The 17048-nt window shown below is 70.0% G+C and carries 19 protein-coding genes and 1 pseudogene; 14 read left to right on the plus strand and 6 right to left on the minus strand.

Annotated elements, in window-relative coordinates; all coding sequences use genetic code 11:
• Positions 1-336 precede the first annotated feature (336 nt).
• The 6 genes from VN520_RS11035 (at position 337) to VN520_RS11060 (ending at position 5707) form a co-directional block, all read left to right on the plus strand.
• Positions 337-984 carry a TetR/AcrR family transcriptional regulator gene (locus VN520_RS11035; RefSeq protein WP_325746711.1) on the plus strand — a complete coding sequence of 216 codons (648 nt, stop codon included), beginning with the start codon at positions 337-339 and terminating at the stop codon, positions 982-984.
• Positions 985-1096: 112 nt separating this feature from the next.
• Positions 1097-2713: an MDR family MFS transporter gene (locus VN520_RS11040; RefSeq protein ID WP_325746712.1), complete on the plus strand. Its 1617-nt coding sequence runs from the start codon at positions 1097-1099 to the stop codon at positions 2711-2713.
• Between the two features lie 380 nt (positions 2714-3093).
• Positions 3094-3258: a hypothetical protein gene (locus tag VN520_RS11045; RefSeq protein ID WP_014155101.1), complete on the plus strand. Its 165-nt coding sequence runs from the start codon at positions 3094-3096 to the stop codon at positions 3256-3258.
• 10 nt (positions 3259-3268) lie between these two features.
• A complete protein-coding gene (locus tag VN520_RS11050; protein WP_325746696.1) occupies positions 3269-3562 on the plus strand; it encodes a Dabb family protein in 294 nt (97 codons plus the stop codon).
• A 186-nt stretch (positions 3563-3748) separates the two neighbouring features.
• Positions 3749-4606: an RNA polymerase sigma factor SigF gene (locus VN520_RS11055; protein WP_325746697.1), complete on the plus strand. Its 858-nt coding sequence runs from the start codon at positions 3749-3751 to the stop codon at positions 4604-4606.
• Between the two features lie 234 nt (positions 4607-4840).
• Positions 4841-5707: an RNA polymerase sigma factor SigF gene (locus VN520_RS11060; protein ID WP_325746698.1), complete on the plus strand. Its 867-nt coding sequence runs from the start codon at positions 4841-4843 to the stop codon at positions 5705-5707.
• 233 nt (positions 5708-5940) lie between these two features.
• Here the strand turns inward: VN520_RS11060 and VN520_RS11065 are convergent, their stop codons facing one another.
• Positions 5941-6156 (minus strand): hypothetical protein, encoded by a 216-nt coding sequence (locus VN520_RS11065; RefSeq protein WP_325746699.1) that lies wholly within the window; start codon positions 6154-6156, stop codon positions 5941-5943.
• A gap of 327 nt (positions 6157-6483) precedes the next feature.
• Between VN520_RS11065 and VN520_RS11070 the strand changes: the two genes are divergently transcribed.
• The 5 genes from VN520_RS11070 to VN520_RS11090 all read left to right on the plus strand — a co-directional run bounded on the left by VN520_RS11070 (position 6484) and on the right by VN520_RS11090 (position 11990).
• Positions 6484-6996, plus strand: coding sequence for a MarR family winged helix-turn-helix transcriptional regulator (locus VN520_RS11070; RefSeq protein WP_325746700.1), 513 nt, complete (start codon positions 6484-6486; stop codon positions 6994-6996).
• Between the two features lie 23 nt (positions 6997-7019).
• On the plus strand, positions 7020-9512 hold the full coding sequence (locus VN520_RS11075) for an MFS transporter (protein WP_325746701.1): 2493 nt from the start codon (positions 7020-7022) through the stop codon (positions 9510-9512).
• A gap of 182 nt (positions 9513-9694) precedes the next feature.
• Positions 9695-10510, plus strand: a complete 816-nt coding sequence (locus tag VN520_RS11080; RefSeq protein ID WP_325746702.1) for a YceI family protein — start codon at positions 9695-9697, stop codon at positions 10508-10510.
• A 54-nt stretch (positions 10511-10564) separates the two neighbouring features.
• Positions 10565-11035 carry a PPOX class F420-dependent oxidoreductase gene (locus VN520_RS11085; RefSeq protein WP_325746703.1) on the plus strand — a complete coding sequence of 157 codons (471 nt, stop codon included), beginning with the start codon at positions 10565-10567 and terminating at the stop codon, positions 11033-11035.
• A 7-nt stretch (positions 11036-11042) separates the two neighbouring features.
• The gene (locus VN520_RS11090; protein WP_325746704.1) at positions 11043-11990 is read left to right on the plus strand and encodes an NAD(P)-dependent oxidoreductase; all 948 of its coding nucleotides are present in this window, start codon (positions 11043-11045) and stop codon (positions 11988-11990) included.
• A 16-nt stretch (positions 11991-12006) separates the two neighbouring features.
• On the opposite strand, the gene VN520_RS11095 is transcribed toward VN520_RS11090, so the two are convergent.
• The 3 genes from VN520_RS11095 to VN520_RS11105 all read right to left on the minus strand — a co-directional run bounded on the left by VN520_RS11095 (position 12007) and on the right by VN520_RS11105 (position 14458).
• Positions 12007-12777 carry a TetR/AcrR family transcriptional regulator gene (locus VN520_RS11095; protein ID WP_325746705.1) on the minus strand — a complete coding sequence of 257 codons (771 nt, stop codon included), beginning with the start codon at positions 12775-12777 and terminating at the stop codon, positions 12007-12009.
• A 78-nt stretch (positions 12778-12855) separates the two neighbouring features.
• Positions 12856-14163 carry an MFS transporter gene (locus tag VN520_RS11100; RefSeq protein ID WP_325746706.1) on the minus strand — a complete coding sequence of 436 codons (1308 nt, stop codon included), beginning with the start codon at positions 14161-14163 and terminating at the stop codon, positions 12856-12858.
• A 61-nt stretch (positions 14164-14224) separates the two neighbouring features.
• Entirely contained in the window at positions 14225-14458 is a 234-nt protein-coding gene (locus VN520_RS11105; RefSeq protein WP_325746707.1) for a hypothetical protein, read from the minus strand.
• Positions 14459-14531: 73 nt separating this feature from the next.
• Here VN520_RS11105 and VN520_RS11110 point away from each other — a divergent pair, with 73 nt between their 5' ends.
• On the plus strand, positions 14532-15449 hold the full coding sequence (locus tag VN520_RS11110) for a LysR family transcriptional regulator (protein WP_325746708.1): 918 nt from the start codon (positions 14532-14534) through the stop codon (positions 15447-15449).
• 37 nt (positions 15450-15486) lie between these two features.
• On the opposite strand, the pseudogene VN520_RS11115 reads toward VN520_RS11110, so the two are convergent.
• Positions 15487-16111, minus strand: a pseudogene (locus VN520_RS11115) (aminotransferase class III-fold pyridoxal phosphate-dependent enzyme); the annotation flags it as partial.
• An 82-nt stretch (positions 16112-16193) separates the two neighbouring features.
• Entirely contained in the window at positions 16194-16454 is a 261-nt protein-coding gene (locus tag VN520_RS39610; RefSeq protein ID WP_414719826.1) for a hypothetical protein, read from the minus strand.
• On the opposite strand from VN520_RS39610, the gene VN520_RS11120 reads away from it, so the two are divergent.
• Positions 16335-16622, plus strand: a complete 288-nt coding sequence (locus tag VN520_RS11120) for a cation:proton antiporter (protein WP_414719824.1) — start codon at positions 16335-16337, stop codon at positions 16620-16622. The two genes, VN520_RS39610 and VN520_RS11120, sit on opposite strands and share 120 nt — an antisense overlap.
• Positions 16517-16894, plus strand: coding sequence for a cation:proton antiporter (locus VN520_RS11125; RefSeq protein WP_325746710.1), 378 nt, complete (start codon positions 16517-16519; stop codon positions 16892-16894). Before VN520_RS11120 ends, VN520_RS11125 begins: the two co-directional genes overlap by 106 nt.
• Positions 16895-17048 lie beyond the last annotated feature (154 nt).

Raw genomic sequence — 17048 nt, forward strand, 5'->3', positions numbered from 1 at the left:
AGAGCGGGGGCAGCGCGCCCCGGGCGGGGGACCGGTCCGGCGGGAGGGGCGGCCGGCCGGACAGTTCGTCACCACCCGTGCGGCACATGCCGCACGGGCACCGCCGGAGGCCGGTCGGACAGGACCTCGCAGGATCAGAACGGAGTGGTACGCCCCCCTCCCAGGAGAAGTCCCCGGGGGAGCCGGTCACATGAGCGGGTTCACCTCCCTCCGCCACCGCGGACGGATGAAAGCCAGGCCCGAACGGGTCTGCCCCTTCTCCGCGTTCCCGGCCGGGCTCCGGGGCCCGTGGAGTTGATGGGTGATAATTTTGCAGGTTGTGCATCTTTGCCTACTATGCACGTCGTGGCGAAGACGACAACACCCGGACCCGGGCTGCGGGAGCGCAAGAAGCAGGCCACCCGCAGGGCCATCGCGGAGGCGGCGGTCCGGCTCGCCGCCGAGCACGGGGTCGAGCACGTCACCGTCGAGGCCATCAGCGAAGCTGCCGGCGTCTCGCCCCGAACGTTCTTCAACTACTTCCCCAGCCACGACGACGCGTTCGTCCTGGTCGACGAGGAGGTGGGCGAACGGATCAGGGAGTCCGTGCGCCGCGCCCCCGCCGGCCGGCCACCGCTCGAAGTCGTACGCGACGCCCTGGTCGCCGAGCTCGACGGATTCGAGGGCCGACAGGAGCTCTGGGCCCTCCAGTCCAAGGTGCTCCAACGTTCACCGCACCTCATCCACCGCGGGCTGAAGGCACATGTGGCGGAGGAACGGGCCCTGGCCGCCGCCATCACCGACTGGCTCGACTCCACCCGGCCCGACGCGGAGAGGCCGTCCGACGCCGGTACCTTTCCCCGGCTCCTCGCCGCCGTCTCCCAGACCGCGGCGCGGGTCGCCGTCGAGCACTGGTGCGACCACACCGGCGAGACCGCACTCGCGGACGTCTTCCAGGAGGTCTTCGCCCAACTGGCACAAGGCCTCCCGCGGCCGCCGGCATAGCCCCGCGCGCCACCGGAAGACCGCTCCACCCACCCACCCGTCCTGTTCTGCTCCAGTACCTAAGAAGGACTCCGTGACCGCAACCGAGGCGCCCGAACAGGCGCCCACCTCCATGACCAACAAGCAGATACTCCAGGCGATGTCCGGGCTGATGGCGGGCATGTTCGTCGCCATCCTCGCGGGTACGGTCGTCGCCAACGCCCTGCCGCGGATCATCGCCGACCTCGGGGCGAGCCAGTCCTCGTACACCTGGGTCGTGACCTCCGAGCTGCTCGCCATGACGGCCACCGTGCCGCTGTGGGGCAAGCTCGCCGACCTGTTCAACCAGAAGCTGCTGCTCCAGCTCTCGCTCGCCCTGTTCGTGGTCGGTTCCCTGGTGGCCGGCTTCTCCCAGGACGTCGTGACCCTGATCATCAGCCGTGTCATCCAGGGCATCGGTGCCGGTGGCCTGACGGCGCTGGCCCAGATCGTGATGGCGGCCGTCATTCCGCCGCGCCGGCTCGGCAAGTACGCGGGCATCTTCGGCGCGGTCTTCGCCGTGGGCACCGTCGCCGGTCCGCTGATCGGCGGTGTCCTCGTGGACACCTCGTGGCTCGGCTGGCGCTGGTGCTTCTTCATCGGTGTGCCGTTCGCGCTGGCCGGGATCGTGCTGCTCCAGCGCACCCTGAAACTGCCGACCGTGCGCCGTGAGGTCAAGATCGACTGGCTGGGCGCCTTCCTGATCGTGGGCGGCGTCTGCGCGCTGCTGATCTGGACCTCCCTCGCGGGCAACAGCTTCGACTGGGCTTCCTGGCAGACGGCCGCGCTGGTGGCCACCGGCGTGGTGCTTCTGGCGGCGGCGGTCTTCGTCGAGTCCAGGGCCGCCGAGCCGATCATTCCGCTGGACATCTTCCGCAACCGCACGGTGTCGCTCACGACCCTGGCGAGCTTCCTCGTCGGTATCGCGATGTTCGCCGGGACCGTGTTCCTTTCCCAGTACTTCCAGATCTCGCTGGGCAAGTCCCCGACCGTCGCGGGGCTCATGAGCCTCCCGATGATCGGCGGTCTGCTGGTGTCCTCGACCGTCGCCGGACAGCTCATCTCGTCGACCGGCAAGTGGAAGATCTACCTCGTCTCGGGCGCCGTCATCATGACGGCCGGCCTCGGACTGCTCTCGACCATCGACGCCGACACGCACTTCGGTCTGCTCAGCCTCTACATGGCGCTCATGGGAATCGGCGTCGGCATGCTGATGCAGAACCTCGTGCTGGCCGCGCAGAACGACGTGCCCGCGCACGAACTGGGCGCCGCGACCTCCGTGCTGTCCTTCTTCCGCAGCCTCGGCGGCACCATCGGCACCAGTGTGCTCGGCGCGATCCTCGCCAACCGGGTGGCCAGCGAGATGGCCAAGGGCCTCTCCGAGAGCGGCATCCCGGTGACCGGCGGCGGACACAGCAGCGCCGTGCCCGACATGACGAAGCTGCCCGAGCCGATGAAGAACATCGTCGAGCACGCCTACGGCGTCGCGACCGGCGACCTCTTCCTCATCGCCACCCCGTTCGCCTTCCTGGCTCTTCTCGCGGTGTTCTTCATCAAGGAGAAGCCCCTCCAGACGACGAGCGGCATGGAACGCCTCGCCGCCGAGGACGCCGCCGTGGCCACCGCCGCCACCGCCCCGGCCCCCCGGAACGGTGAGGACTCCGGCGGCCGGGACGCGGCCCCCGGCACGGTCGGTCTGAAGAAGGACTGACCCGCACGGACGCATGCACGAAGGGCCCGGCGCGGTGCGCCGGGCCCTTCGGGCGTCAGGTCGGGGGAAGCGGCATCGGGGGGACAAGCCGCTTCCCCCTATGAGAACGGGGACCGTAGGCCTCGCCGCGGTCGGGGGAAGTCACGCGGCGGGGGCCACGTGGAGGTCCCGTTCCTCGGCCCGCGCATTCCTGCGGGTGCGGCGGGCCACCACCCATACTCCACCCTGACGTAAGCCGCGCCCGTCGGCAAAGGGCCCGAATCGCCGGGTCCTTCGGCCCTAAAAGCCTCATCAGTGATCGGAAACGGCCAGCGGACACGGCCGTGCGTGCGGCTAGAATCACCCGACTGCACAGGTGATCGAAGGGGAGGGGCGGGGCTGTGGTGCAAGCGAGGAAGATCGCGCTCTACATGATTGTGGTCTTCGTGCTGTACACGATCATCACCTCGCCCGAGCGGAGCGCCGATCTCGTTCAAATAGGGTTCGAAGGTGTTTCGAGCGCCGCGCAGGGCGTCGGAGACTTCATGTCCGAGCTCGTGAAGTAGGAGAACCACCATGATCCGCCACCTGGTCCTTTTCAAGCTGGACGACGGCGTCGAGCGGGACGATCCGCGGGTCGTCGCAGGCGCGGAGGCCTTCCGGGAACTCGGCGGGAAGATCCCTGAGCTGGAGTTCTGGGAGTGCGCCTGGAACATCACCGACCGGCCGATCGCCTACGACTTCGCCATCAACGCCGCGGTCGCCGACGAGGACGCGCTCAAGCGGTACATCGAGCACCCCGAGCACCGGGCGGCGGCCGGCCAGTGGCGCGAGTTCGCCACTTGGGTGATCGCCGACTACCCCTTCTGACCCCTTCGCACATCCGGCCCCGTCAGCCCCTCCCCTATAAGGGAGGGGCTTTTCGATAGGTTTAAACCAGAGCACCCTCAACACGACCCCATGCGGTGCTTGCACATAGTGGACATGTCTTGTGATGCTATGACCGCTTTTGACGGATGAGTTGACCGCAGTTGACCGCAAAGGGGTGGCGTCACCGTGCCGGCCAGTACAGCGCCTCAAGTCCCGCCCCAGAACGTCCAGACGGACGACATCCAGACCGAGACCCCCGACCCCGCCACACCCGCCAGGACCCGGGGCGCGGACACCAGGGCGCTGACCCAGGTGCTGTTCGGGCGGCTCAAGGGCCTCGAACCCGGTACCCCGGAGCACCACAGGGTGCGCACGGCGCTGATCGAGGCGAACCTGCCGCTCGTACGGTACGCGGCGGCCCGCTTCCGCAGCCGTAACGAGCCGATGGAGGACGTCGTCCAGGTCGGCACCATCGGCCTGATCAACGCCATCGACCGCTTCGATCCGGAACGCGGCGTCCAGTTCCCCACGTTCGCCATGCCCACCGTGGTCGGAGAGATCAAGCGCTACTTCCGCGACAACGTACGGACCGTGCACGTGCCGCGGCGCCTCCATGAGCTGTGGGTCCAGGTCACGGGCGCGACGGAGGACCTGACGACCGCTCACGGACGTTCACCGACCACCGCCGAGATCGCCGAGCGGCTGAAGATCTCCGAGGACGAGGTCCTCGCCTGCATCGAGGCGGGCCGCTCCTACCACGCGACCTCACTGGAGGCGGCCCAGGAAGGTGACGGGCTGCCCGGGCTCCTGGACCGGCTCGGCTACGAGGACCCGGCGCTGGCCGGGGTCGAGCACCGCGACCTGGTGCGGCACCTGCTCGTACAGCTGCCCGAGCGCGAGCAGCGGATCCTGCTGCTGCGCTACTACAACAACCTGACGCAGTCACAGATCAGCGCCGAACTGGGCGTGTCCCAGATGCATGTGTCAAGGCTCCTGGCCAGAAGTTTCGCCCGATTGCGATCAGCAAACAGGATCGAGGCGTAACCGGAACGGGTAGACCCCGAAAGAGCCGGATCCGAGGGCGCAAAAGCCCCGCACCCCCTGTTTCCTGCGCACTTCCAGCGCTTACTTGTCGACATGTCACTACAGCGTGTTGCCGACATGTGACATTCTGCTGGAACCGCGTTTGCCGCAGCCCCACCTCCGGTATTCAGGTGGAGGCTGCGTTCCTCCGATGGTCGTGGTCACCGCGACCGTCCGCGACCTCAAGGGGGTGGCATGTCCGCAGAACAGGGCAGCTCGAAGGTGCTCACGCTCACGAAGAGCGTGCCGGCACCCGCCGTGCTCACCAGCTCGCCGGAAGCCATCGACACCCGCACCCTGTCCCGCTCCCTGTTCCTGCGGCTCGCCGCACTGGGTCCCTCCTCGGGCCCCGACGGAACGGACAGCCCTGAGCGGGCCTATGTGCGGGACACACTGATCGAGCTCAACCTCCCGCTCGTGCGGTACGCGGCGGCACGGTTCCGGAGCCGCAACGAACCCATGGAGGACATCGTCCAGGTGGGGACGATCGGCCTGATCAAGGCGATCGACCGGTTCGACTGCGAACGGGGCGTGGAATTCCCCACGTTCGCGATGCCGACCGTCGTGGGGGAGATCAAGCGCTTCTTCCGCGACACCTCGTGGTCGGTGCGGGTGCCGCGCCGGCTCCAGGAGCTGCGGCTCGCCCTCACCAAGACCAGCGACGAGCTCGCCCAGAAGCTCGACCGCTCACCGACGGTGCCGGAGCTGGCCAAGGCGCTCGGGGTGTCCGAGGAGGACGTGGTCGACGGCCTGGCCGTGGGCAACGCCTACACGGCCTCCTCGCTGGACTCGCCCTCCCCCGAGGACGACGGCGGCGAGGGCTCGCTGGCGGACCGCCTGGGGTACGAGGACGCGGCACTGGAAGGCGTCGAGTACCGCGAGTCCCTGAAGCCGCTGCTGGCCAAGCTCCCCCCGCGCGAGCGCCAGATCATCATGCTGCGCTTCTTCGCCAACATGACCCAGTCGCAGATCGGTGAGGAGGTCGGCATCTCGCAGATGCACGTCTCCCGGCTGCTGACCCGGACGCTCACCCAGCTGAGGGAGGGGCTCATCGCCGACTGACCCCGACGGGTCCGTACGGACGGCTCACCGGCCGCCGGCGCGGCACGACCGCCGCCCCGGCGGCCTCGCCGTGTCCGGGTCCACCGCCCGGAGGCCGACGCGGACGCTCCCGCACCGAAGGACGGTGCGGGAGCGGGTGCCGAAGACCGGCGTACGCGCCCGGGCGGGCGCCCGGCAGGCCCGGGACCCCGGAGGGGGCGGCGGGCCGGCCGTGACGGGGACGGGAGGGACGGTCAGCCGAGCGCGAGCCAGGCGACCGCGCCGAGGACGACGATGACCGCGACGACGGCCGCGATCACCCCGGTCCTCGGGCCTGAGGAGGTCGCCGCGGGCTGCTGCCTGCGCTGGGGCTCGCCCTCGTCGACGAACGCGCGGAACATCTGCGTGCTGCCCGCCGGGTCGTGAGTGCCCTCGGGGCCCGGCTGCGGGGCGTGGGGGTTGTGTGCCATGGCCCAGGACCCTAGCGAACGCAGGTCCCGCGCCCAACCCCCGGGTCGGCGGGGGCCGATGCCCCTCCGTCGCACGCACGGCCCCTTCAGCTGTGCGCCCGGGGCGCCCGCGCCACCTCCACGAGCCCTCTCGGAGGGCCCGCACGTGTGTCGGGAACCACAGTCGGCGCCGCCCACCCCTCGTGCGCTGCGCGCTTGACCCGGCCGCTACGCAGGCTTTTGGGTTCCTTTACTTCTGCAAGCCCCATTTCGTTTGCCTGTAGCAACCAACTGCTTCTATCGTTGCCCTAAGCAACAAGATGACCTCGCGAGACGCCTGGAGGGTCAGTGGCAGCACGGAGCCAGTACCAAGAACTGGCCCGGCAGCTCAGCGCCGTCGGGGCCGTCAAACGAGGCCTCTCCCGCATCCTTCCCGCCGAGTGTCCCGGTGGCTCGGCCGCCGTGCTGACGCTGCTGGCCAAGTACGGCGAGATGCGGCTCTCCCAGCTGGCCGACCTGCTGGCCGTGGACATGTCGGTGACCAGCCGCCATGTGACCCACGCGGTGGAGAACGGCTGGATCGAGCGGTTCCCCGACCCGGCGGACAAGCGGTCCCGCATCCTGCGGCTGACCCCCGCGGGCGACGAGCTGCTCGACGAGCTGAGCCGGCGGACGACCGAGATGTTCGCCCACAACCTCATCGACTGGTCCGACGAAGAAGTCGGCCAGCTCAACACGTTGCTGGCCCGGCTGCGCGACAGCTTCGCCTGCCGCGGCACCGGTGGGTGTACCCCCGGGAGGCACAGCGGCGACTGCCGTACCGGGCACTCCGACGATTCGCACACCCGTACACCTGTGTAACAGAAGCAAAGACAAGGAATTCAATGGCTACGACCACACCACCCGGTGTGCGGGGCGGCCACGCCAAGCACGGGGCTCCGGAAGCCCCGGCAGGCGCGCCGATGACACACCGGCAGATCATGGAAGCGCTGACCGGGCTGCTGCTCGGCATGTTCGTCGCGATTCTGTCGTCGACGGTCGTCTCCAACGCCCTGCCCGAGATCATTTCCGACCTCGGTGGCGGCCAGAGCGCCTACACCTGGGTCGTGACGGCCACGCTGCTGGCCATGACCGCCACCACCCCGCTGTGGGGCAAGCTCGCCGACCTGTTCAGCAAGAAGCTGCTGGTCCAGATCGCCCTGATCATCTACGTGGGCGGCTCCGTGGTCGCCGGTCTCTCGACCAGCAGCGGCATGCTGATCGCCTGCCGTGTGGTGCAGGGCATCGGCGTCGGCGGTCTCTCCGCCCTCGCCCAGATCGTGATGGCCGCGATGATCTCCCCGCGCGAGCGCGGGCGCTACAGCGGTTACCTCGGCGCGGTCTTCGCCGTCGCCACGGTGGGCGGTCCGCTCCTCGGCGGTGTCATCACCGACACCAGCTGGCTGGGCTGGCGCTGGTGCTTCTACGTGGGTGTGCCGTTCGCGGTCATCGCCCTGATCGTGCTCCAGAAGACCCTGAAGCTCCCCGTGGTCAAGCGCGAGGTCAAGGTCGACTGGTCCGGCGCGTTCTTCATCAGCGCCGCGGTCTCGCTGCTGCTGCTCTGGGTGACCTTCGCGGGCGACAAGTACGACTGGATCTCCTGGCAGACCTGGACGATGCTCGGCGGCACCGTCGTCCTCGCGGCGGTCTTCCTGCTCGTCGAGTCGAAGGCCAGCGAGCCGATCATCCCGCTGCGCCTCTTCCGCAACCGCACCATCACGCTGGCCTCCGCGGCCTCGCTGTTCGTCGGTATCGGGATGTTCGCGGGCACCGTCTTCTTCAGCCAGTACTTCCAGCTGGCGCGGGACAAGTCGCCGACGATGTCCGGCGTCATGACGATCCCGATGATCGCCGGCCTCTTCCTGTCCTCGACCGTGTCGGGCCAGATCATCACCAAGACGGGCCGCTGGAAGGCATGGCTGGTCAGCGGCGGTTTCCTGCTCACCGCGGGCCTCGGTCTGCTGGGCACCATCCGGTACGACACCGAGTACTGGCACATCGCGGTCTACATGCTCGTCATGGGTCTCGGCATCGGCATGATGATGCAGAACCTGGTCCTCGCCACGCAGAACCAGGTGGCTCCCGCCGACCTCGGCGCGGCCAGCTCCGTCGTGACGTTCTTCCGTTCCCTCGGTGGTGCGATCGGCGTCTCGGCGCTGGGCGCCGTCCTGGGCAACCGCGTCGCCGAGTACGTCAAGGACGGCCTCGCCGACCTCGGACCCGAGGGTGCGGCGCTGGGCCACGGCGGAACCGGCGGCGGGGGCATCCCCGACCTGGACGCGCTCCCCGCCCCGTTCCGTACGGTCATGGAGGTCGCCTACGGCCACGGTGTCGCCGACGTCTTCCTGTTCGCCGCGCCCGCCGCGCTGGTCGCGTTCATCCTGACGCTGTTCATCAAGGAGGTCGCGCTGAAGACGAGGGCGGGCGACGACAACGCCCCCGCCGGGGCCGCCGCCACCACGCAGTCCGTCGAGGCCGCCACCGGCACCGCGCCGGCCGCCGAGGAAACGGCCGGGGCCACCCCGGCCGCCACCCTGGAGGAGACGCCTGCCACGAAGGAGTTCACCATTCAGGGCACGCCCGTACGCGGTGTGGTGCGGGGCGCCGAAGGCGCACCCGTCGCCCGCGCCGCCGTCACACTGATCTCGCTGGGCGGCCGGCAGCTGGGACGCTCCGTCGCCCAGGCCGACGGCGGTTACGTACTGGACGCTCCGGCCTCCGGCAGCTACGTCCTGATCGCCTCCGCCGACGGTTTCCAGCCGCAGGCCTCCACCGTGGTCGTCGGCGACGAGCCGCTGGCCTACGACATCCTGCTCACCGGCACGAGCGGTCTCTCCGGGACCGTGCGGACCGCCGAGGGCAGTAATCCGGTCCGGGGCGCCATGGTCGTCGTGACCGATGTGCGCGGCGATGTGCTGGCCACCGGCGTCTCGGGCGACGCGGGCGACTTCACCTTCGGTGAACTCGTCCCCGGCCCGGTGACCGTCGCCGTCACGGCCGCGGGCTTCCGTCCGCTGGCCCTGCCGGTGGAGGTCGGCGGCCAGGGCGTCACCCGGGTCGATGTGGCCCTGCGGTCCGGTGCGCTGGTGCAGGGTGTCGTCCGGGCCGGCTCCGGCCGGGTCCCGCTGAACGACGCCCGGGTCACCCTGATCGACGCGGCCGGCAACGTGGTCGCCACGTCGACGACCGGGGAGGACGGCGTGTACGCCTTCACCGACCTGGACGCCGGTGAGTACTCCGTGGTCGCGACCGGCTACCCGCCGGTGGCCGGCTCGCTGACCGTGAGCGGCAGCGGGGTCGACGGCCACGACATCGAACTCGCCCACCCCGGCGAGTAGGAACGGAAAGATCCACAAAGACCCCTGGTGGAACAGCCCTTCGAGCGGAGAGGCTGTGGCCGCCGGCGGAAATGGGCCCCGTGGCGGGAACGGCAGGCAGGGGACGGCCTGCCGATCCCGCCCGGGGCCCGACTCATTGAGTCGCTGCTTCACGAGTGATTTGAGCAAGGAGAGAACACGGGATGGGACTTCGCGCACAGGTACGCACCCGGGACGGCTGGGCGGTCCAGCACGCCGTCGTGACGGTGACCGACATGACGGGCACCCAGGTGCTCCGGGCCGCCGCCGACGAGAACGGGTCCGTCCGCACCGACGGCCTCCTGCCGGCCGGCGCGTACACGGTGATCGTCACAGCGGTGGGTTACGCCCCTGCCGCGTCCACCGCGCTCGTCACGGCCAGCGGCCGGGCCGAGGCCGGGACCGTGGTGCTGGCCCGGCAGGGCGGTGTCGAGCTGCCGCCCCCGGGCACCTGGTCGCTGGACCCGGTGCACTCGTCGGTGGCCGCGGTCGCACAGCACCTGGGGATCTCCAGCGTGCACGGCCGGTTCACCGAATTCGGCGGCCGCATCGAGATCGCGGAGAACGTCCAGCACTCCCGGGTGGAGGCCACCATCGCCTCCGCCAGCATCGACACGGGCAACGCCATGCGGGACAAGCACCTGTGCTCGGCGGACTTCCTGGACGTGGAGGCGTTCCCGGAGATCGTCTACCGCTCCCGCGCGCTCACCCCGGCAGGGCCCGACCGCTGGACGGTGCACGGCGTGCTCACGATGCACGGCATCGCGCGCGACGTCGACCTCGACCTCAGCTACCTGGGCACCGGGCCCGACCCCTGGGGCGGGGTGCGGGCGGCCTTCCACGCCTCGGCGGAGCTGCGCCGCGAGGACTTCGCCATGAACTACAACCAGGTGCTGCAGGCGGGCATCTCCGCGATCGGCACGACCCTGCGCGTGGAGCTCGACATCCAGGCGGTCCAGGGCGACTCCGTCCAGGGATAGGACCGGCCCGGGACCTCAGGGCCTCTCGTGCGGAAAGACCCTAGGGTGGTCCCCATGGCAACCCATATCGCGACCAACACCGCCGTGGAACTCGGGGAACTCCTGGACTTCGTGCGGCCCAGGCACCGGGCGATCCTGCTGACCACCCGGTCCGACGGCCGCCCCCAGGGCTCCCCGCTCACCTGCGGCGTCGACGACGCGGGGCGGATCGTCGTCTCGACCTACCCCGAACGGGCCAAGACCCGTAACGCCAGACGGGACGAGCGGGTGAGCGTGATCGTCCTGTCGGACGACTGGAACGGCCCGTGGGTGCAGATCGACGGCTCGGCCGAGGTGATCGACTCACCGGACTCGGTCGAGCCGCTCGTCGAGTACTTCCGCACCATCTCCGGCGAGCACCCGGACTGGGACGAGTACCGGGCGGCGATGGTCAAGCAGGGGAAGTCCCTCATCCGGATCACTCCGGAGCGCTGGGGGCCGGTCGCCACCGGCGGCTTCCCCGCCCGCCTGGCGAGCGACGGCTGACCTGCCGGTGAAACCGCCCCGCCCGGGTACGCTCGCGCGGGCCCGCCTGCTGACCTCCCCGTCCGTGGCCCCGGCCGTGGTCCGTGAACTGGAACGGATCGCCGGCCGCCCGGCCGGGCAGGCGTGCGCCACCGGGCCCGGCGCCCCCTTCGTGTACGTCGGGGACACGCTGCCCGAAGCGCTGCGGACCCCGCGGCTGCTGTGGTTCCACAGCGTCAACGCCGGCACCGACGCCCTGCTCGCCGCCGGGACCTGGCCCGAAGGGGCCCTGCTGACGCGGACCGTGGGGCGGATGGGCGAGCGGATGGCCCAGTACACGCTGGCCTGGGTGCTCGCCGAGTGCCAGTCCGTCCCGGAGCACACCGCACAGCACGCCCGGTCGGAGTGGCGCCGCCTCCCGTCCGAACCGGCCGCCGGGCAGACCGCCGTCGTCCACGGCACCGGGCGTACCGGTTCGGCGGTCGCCGCCCTGCTGCGGGCCTGCTCCGTGCGTACGGTGGGTGTGAGCCGCACTCCCCGTGCCGTCCCGGCGGGCTTCGACCGGGTGGTGCCGGCCGGCTCGGCGGAGGAGACCGCGGCGCTGGCGGACGCCCGGTGGGTGGTGTCCACCCTGCCCCTGACCGGCGCCACGGAGGGCTTCTTCGACAGCGCCAGATTCGCCGCGATGCGGGGCGCGTCCTTCATCAACGTGGGCCGGGGCGCGACCGTGGACATGGCGGCACTGGAAACCGCGCTGCACAGCGGCGCGGTGCGCCGGGCCGTGCTGGACGTGCTTCCGGACGAGCCGGCCACGCCCGCCGACCGCGCCTGGCGGCTGCCGCGCACGGTGGTCACGTCGCACTCGGCCGGCATCACGGCCGACGAGGACGTCGTCGGCGACTTCGCGGCCTGCTGGGAGGCTGTCGCCGAGGGGCGGACGCCCGCGCTGGCCGTGGACACCGGGCGCGGCTACTGAACTCCCCGTACGGGTACTACGGGTGGCGCGCCGCGCGCTCGCACATCGCTTCGATGCCCGCGATCAGAAGGTCCAGCGCGAACACGAAATCCCGCTCACGCATCTCCTCCACCGTGTCCCCGCCCCGCGCGTCCATCAGGCTCTCCGAAGGCTGCATGAGCCGCTTGATCTCGGGATCCGCACGGATCGTGCCCATCGCCCGCCGGAAGTACTCGTCCTGGCTGAGCCCGGCTGTCACCGTGCGTTGCACGAAGTGCCCCTCGATGGTGCCGAATCCGTAGACGAACTGGAAGACGGCCGACATCGCTCCCGTCCGGTTCGCCAGCGGCAGCCCGGTGGCGTTGATGACGTCCTGGACGGCGTACGAGAACAGCATCGAATGCGGCCCGATGTTCAGGAAGCTGCCGATCAGCGTGGACACCCAGGGGTGACGGACCAGCATCTTCCGGTAGCTGCGGGCCAGTTCGCGCAGCCTGTCGCGCCAGTCGGCGTCCTCCGGAGCGGCCGGAATCTCGCCGAAGACCGCGTCCAGGGCCAGTTCCAGCAGATCGTCCTTGGTGTCGACGTACCAGTAGAGGGACATCGCCGTGACATCGAGATCGGCGGCGAGCCGCCGCATGGAGAACTTCGCGAGGCCGTCGGCGTCCAGCAGCCGGAGGCTCGCAGCCGTGATCCTGTCCCGGTCCAGCCCGGCCGGCTGGTCGGCCTTACGGACCCGCGACGGGGCCCGCCGGTCCAGCCACACACTGACCCGAGGGTTCTTCGCACGGTCTGCCGCGGACCCCATGGCGCACACTCCTTGTCTTGCGGTGGCACTCCTGCGTACCGGCTCCCCCGCCCGATGCTATGCCCGCCACCTGGGGCTTCAGTCCGTGTGTGTGGTGGTGGTTGTTGTGGTGGTGGGTGTGGGGGGTTGGGTGTGGGGGGTGGGGGTGGGGTGTACGTGGCCGGGGCGTGCGGCGTGCAGGCCGCAGAGGAGTTCGGGGATGACGAGGAGGAGGAGGAAGGTGATGGAGGGTTTCCAGGTGTGGGTGAGGGTGTGCAGGATGCCGAAGGTGAGGGGGCCGGTGGCGGCGAGGAGGTATCCGCCGCACTGGGCCATGCCGGAGAGGCGTGCGGTGGTGGTGGCGTCGGGTGAGCGCAGGTTGAGGAGGGTGAGGGCGATGGGGAAGGCGCTGCCGGTGGCGATGCCGAAGACGGTGGTCCAGAGCCAGCCGGCCTGGGGGGCCAGGAGCAGGCCGATGAGTCCGGTGGCTGTGAGGGTGACGGAGGCCAGGACGAGGGGGCGTTGGTCGTGGAGGCGGGCGGTGAGGACCGGGACGAGGAAGCCGAGGGGGATGCCGATGATGATGATGAGGGAGTTCATCGTTCCGGCGGTGGAGGGGGAGACGCCTTGGTCCTGCATCATTTCGGGGAGCCAGGAGGTCAGTGTGTAGAACATCAGTGATGTCATGCCCATGAAGATCATGACGCACCAGGCCAGGGGGGAGCTCAGCAGTGTTCCCTCCCGGGGCCGGGCACCCGCCCGGGTGTCTGCCCGGGCGCCTGTGGGGGTGGTGGGGTGGGTGTGCTGGTGGGTTGGGGGGTGGGGTGTTTTCCTGCGGTCGCGCAGGGCGAGGGGGAGCCATACCAGGGCTGCGATGAGGGAGGGGATGGCCCATATGGCCAGGGCCAGGCGCCATCCGCCTGTGTGTTCGAGGGGGACGGCGAGGCCGGCGGCGGCGGCGCCGCCGACCGAGAGGAGCATCATCGACAGGCCGGTGAGTGCTCCCACGCGGTGGGGGAAGACGTGTTTGATGACCGCGGGGACCAGTACGTTGCCGGTGGCCATGCCGGCTCCGGCCAGTGCGGTGCCGGTGAAGAGTGCTGCCTGGGCGGGGATCACGCGCAGCAGGAGTCCGGCGGTCAGGACCAGCAGTGCGGTGGTGATGGTGGCGGTGATGCCGAAGCGGCGGGCGAGCAGCGGGGCCAGGGCGGAGAAGGTGCCCACGCACAGTTCCGGCAGGGTGGCCAGCACGCTGACCTCGATGCCGGTGAGTCCGAAGGCGTCCTGGAGCTCGCCCAGGACCGGTGGGACACCGGTGATGGCCGCCCGCAGGTTCAGGGCCAGGAGCACCAGACCGATGAAGATCCAGACCGCCGTGAGACGAGAGATACGGGAAGAGAACGTCATGTCGCCTTCGTCCTGCGCAGCAGCGTGTCGGGCGTCGGATGCGGGCACCAGGGGGGCGGCTTCAGGTCTCGGCCGCACCGGTCCGCCGCTCCGAGGCGGCCCTGCCGGCACCGGACGCATCGTTCAGTGGTCGTGGCCGGGGCACCGAACGGTGTCCACCGGCGACGAGCCCTCCGCGCTCGACACCGTACGGAACCAGGGACATCTGGAGCCGGCCGCAGGCGCAGCGGTTCCAGACCACGACGCCCTCGCTGGTGGCGTGCCGGGAAACGGCGGTGCTCGTGTGGGTGTCCATGACAGCAGGATGACCCCGCACGACCGTTGCGGTCCATTGCATGTTTCACGGAAGGTATGTGCAAAATAATTGCATGATTGATCTGCGCCGGCTCCACATGCTCCGTGTTGTGCGCCAGCAGGGTACGGTCACCGCCGCTGCCGAGACCCTGCATCTCACGCCGTCGGCGGTTTCCCACAACCTGCGTGAGCTCGCGCGCGAGCTCAAGGTGCCGCTCCTGGAGCCACAGGGCCGGCGCGTTCGGCTGACATCGGCCGGGAGCCTGCTCCTCGACCACGCCGACGCCCTGCTGGCCCGGTGGGAGGAGGCGCAGGCGGAACTGGAGTCCCACCGGGCGGGCATGACCGGACCGCTGCGCATGGCGGGTTTCACCACCGCGATCAGCGGCCTGATCGCCCCTGCGGCCGGGCAGCTGCGCCACAGCCGTCCCCACCTCCGCGTGCAGGTGCGCGAATGCGACTCGTTGGAGAGCATGGACCTGCTGGTGGCGGGCGAGGTGGATCTCGCGGTCGTGGAACCCGTCGAGGGTGGTCCGTCCCCGGATGACCCGCGCCTGGAGCAGAGCCACCTGCTGGAGGAACCGCACATCATGCTGGTGCCCGCCGCCCACCCCCTGGCGCAGGCGGCCTCGGTGCGGTTGGAGGACATGGCGGCCGAGGACTGGATCGTCGCCGCCCCCGGCAGCTGCGACCACGCACAGCGGGTGCGGATCCTCTGCGCGGCGGCCGGGTTCTCGCCGCGGATCGTGCACGCCGCCACCCACTGGCCGGCGGTCTGGTCGCTGGTCGGGAACGGGCTGGGCGTCTCACTGGTCCCGCGTCTGGCCGAGGGCCCGGCGGGCGAGGCGGTGGTGCGGGTCCCGGTGGCGGGCAAGGACATGCCGATGCGCCGGATCCTCACCTGCGTGCGCAGGGGCAGTCGGCACAATCCCCTCATCGACCTGGGGATACAGGCGCTGGAAGAGGCGGCGCGCGTCCACCGGAGCGCCTGACGCACCTCGGCGTGACCAGGGCCGGGCAGAGGCCGGGCTACGTCTCCGTCCGGCCGGTCTCGGCGACGGCGCGGGTGAGGAGGCTCAGCCCCTCCGCCAGTTCGGCGCGGGTGATGGTCAGCGGGGGCAACAGCTTGACGACCTGACTCGCCGCCCCTGACGTCTCCAGCAACAGCCCGTACTCGAAGGCCTTCCTGCACACGGCGGCCGCCCGCGCCGGGTCCGTGAATTCGACACCCCATACGAGGCCACGGCCTCGGAACGCGGCATCCGTGTGCTCCCGGCACAGCTTCCGCAGTTCTCGCTCGACCTGCTCGGCGCGCCTGTACGTGCTTCTGCGTCTGCCTGTCAGCCCAGTAGGCCTCCAGGGCGGCAGCAGCAGTGACGAAGGCAGGGTTGTTACCGCGAAAAGTACCGTTGTGCTCACCCGGTTCCCAGATGTCCAGTTCAGGCTTGAACAGGGTCAGCGCCAGGGGCAGACCGTAGCCGCTGATGGACTTGGACAGCGTGACGATGTCAGGCCGGATGCCGGCCTCCTCGAAGGAGAAGAACGCACCGGTACGCCCGCAGCCCATCTGGATGTCGTCGATGATGAGCAGCAGGTCGTGCCGCTCGCACAGGGCGGACAGGGCGCGCAGCCACTCGTCACGGGCGAGACGGACTGAAGCCCGGACCCACCACAACCGGGGCGGTTCGTCCCTGTCGGCCTGATGCTCTCCCGGCCCGGATCAGCACCTACATGCCTCAGAAGGGGGTGCCATGGATGTCGCTGCTGCCGAACCCGCCCAGGCGGTCATCGGCACGGTCCTGGTGGACATCGCTCTGATACTCGCGGTGGCCTTCGTTTTCACCGAACTCGCCACGCGGGTCCGGCAGCCGGCCGTCATGGGAGAGATCATGGCCGGCCTGGCTCTCGGACCCAGCCTGCTCGGGCTGCTGCCGGGCAACCTCACCGAGGTCCTGTTCCCGCCGTCCGCCCGCCCCTATCTCGACGTCCTGGCTCAAGTCGGTCTGGTGCTGTTCATGTTCGGAGTCGGGTACCGCTTCGACCTCTCACCGGCCTGTCGGTGCACTTCGGAGACCTCGGCGTGCAGGGCCTGTGGATGCTGCTCGCTGTCGTCGTGGTGGCCTGCGTGGGCAAGTTCGCCGGGGCCGCCGGTGCGGCGAAGCTGACGGGAGAGCCACTGCGCGAGTCGATGACGCTCGGGATCCTGTTGAACACCCGGGGTCTGACCGAGCTCATCATCCTGAATGTCGGTCTCGGTCTCGGAGTCCTGGACACCCGCCTGTTCAGCGTCATGGTCGCCATGGCGGTGATCACCACCCTCATGGCCGGCCCTCTGTTGCAGCGCATCCAGCACGGCCACGGCAAGTCGCCGGACATCGGACTCCCGAGGAGGAGCGGTCCGATCGTGCCGCGCCGTCGGCACTCCTCCACCCGATGAACACAGGAGGTCCCCCACCATGACCGGTCAGGTCGGTGATCCGGACGGACGGTACGCCGCCGGGAATTCCAGCCGTGCCTCCGCGACAGCGACGTTCGAGAAGGACGAGGAGCACGTCGAGCACGTCGAGCACGTCGAGCACGTCGAGCACGTC

It is taken from the genome of Streptomyces sp., assembly GCF_035563135.1.
Classification (GTDB): domain Bacteria; phylum Actinomycetota; class Actinomycetes; order Streptomycetales; family Streptomycetaceae; genus Streptomyces.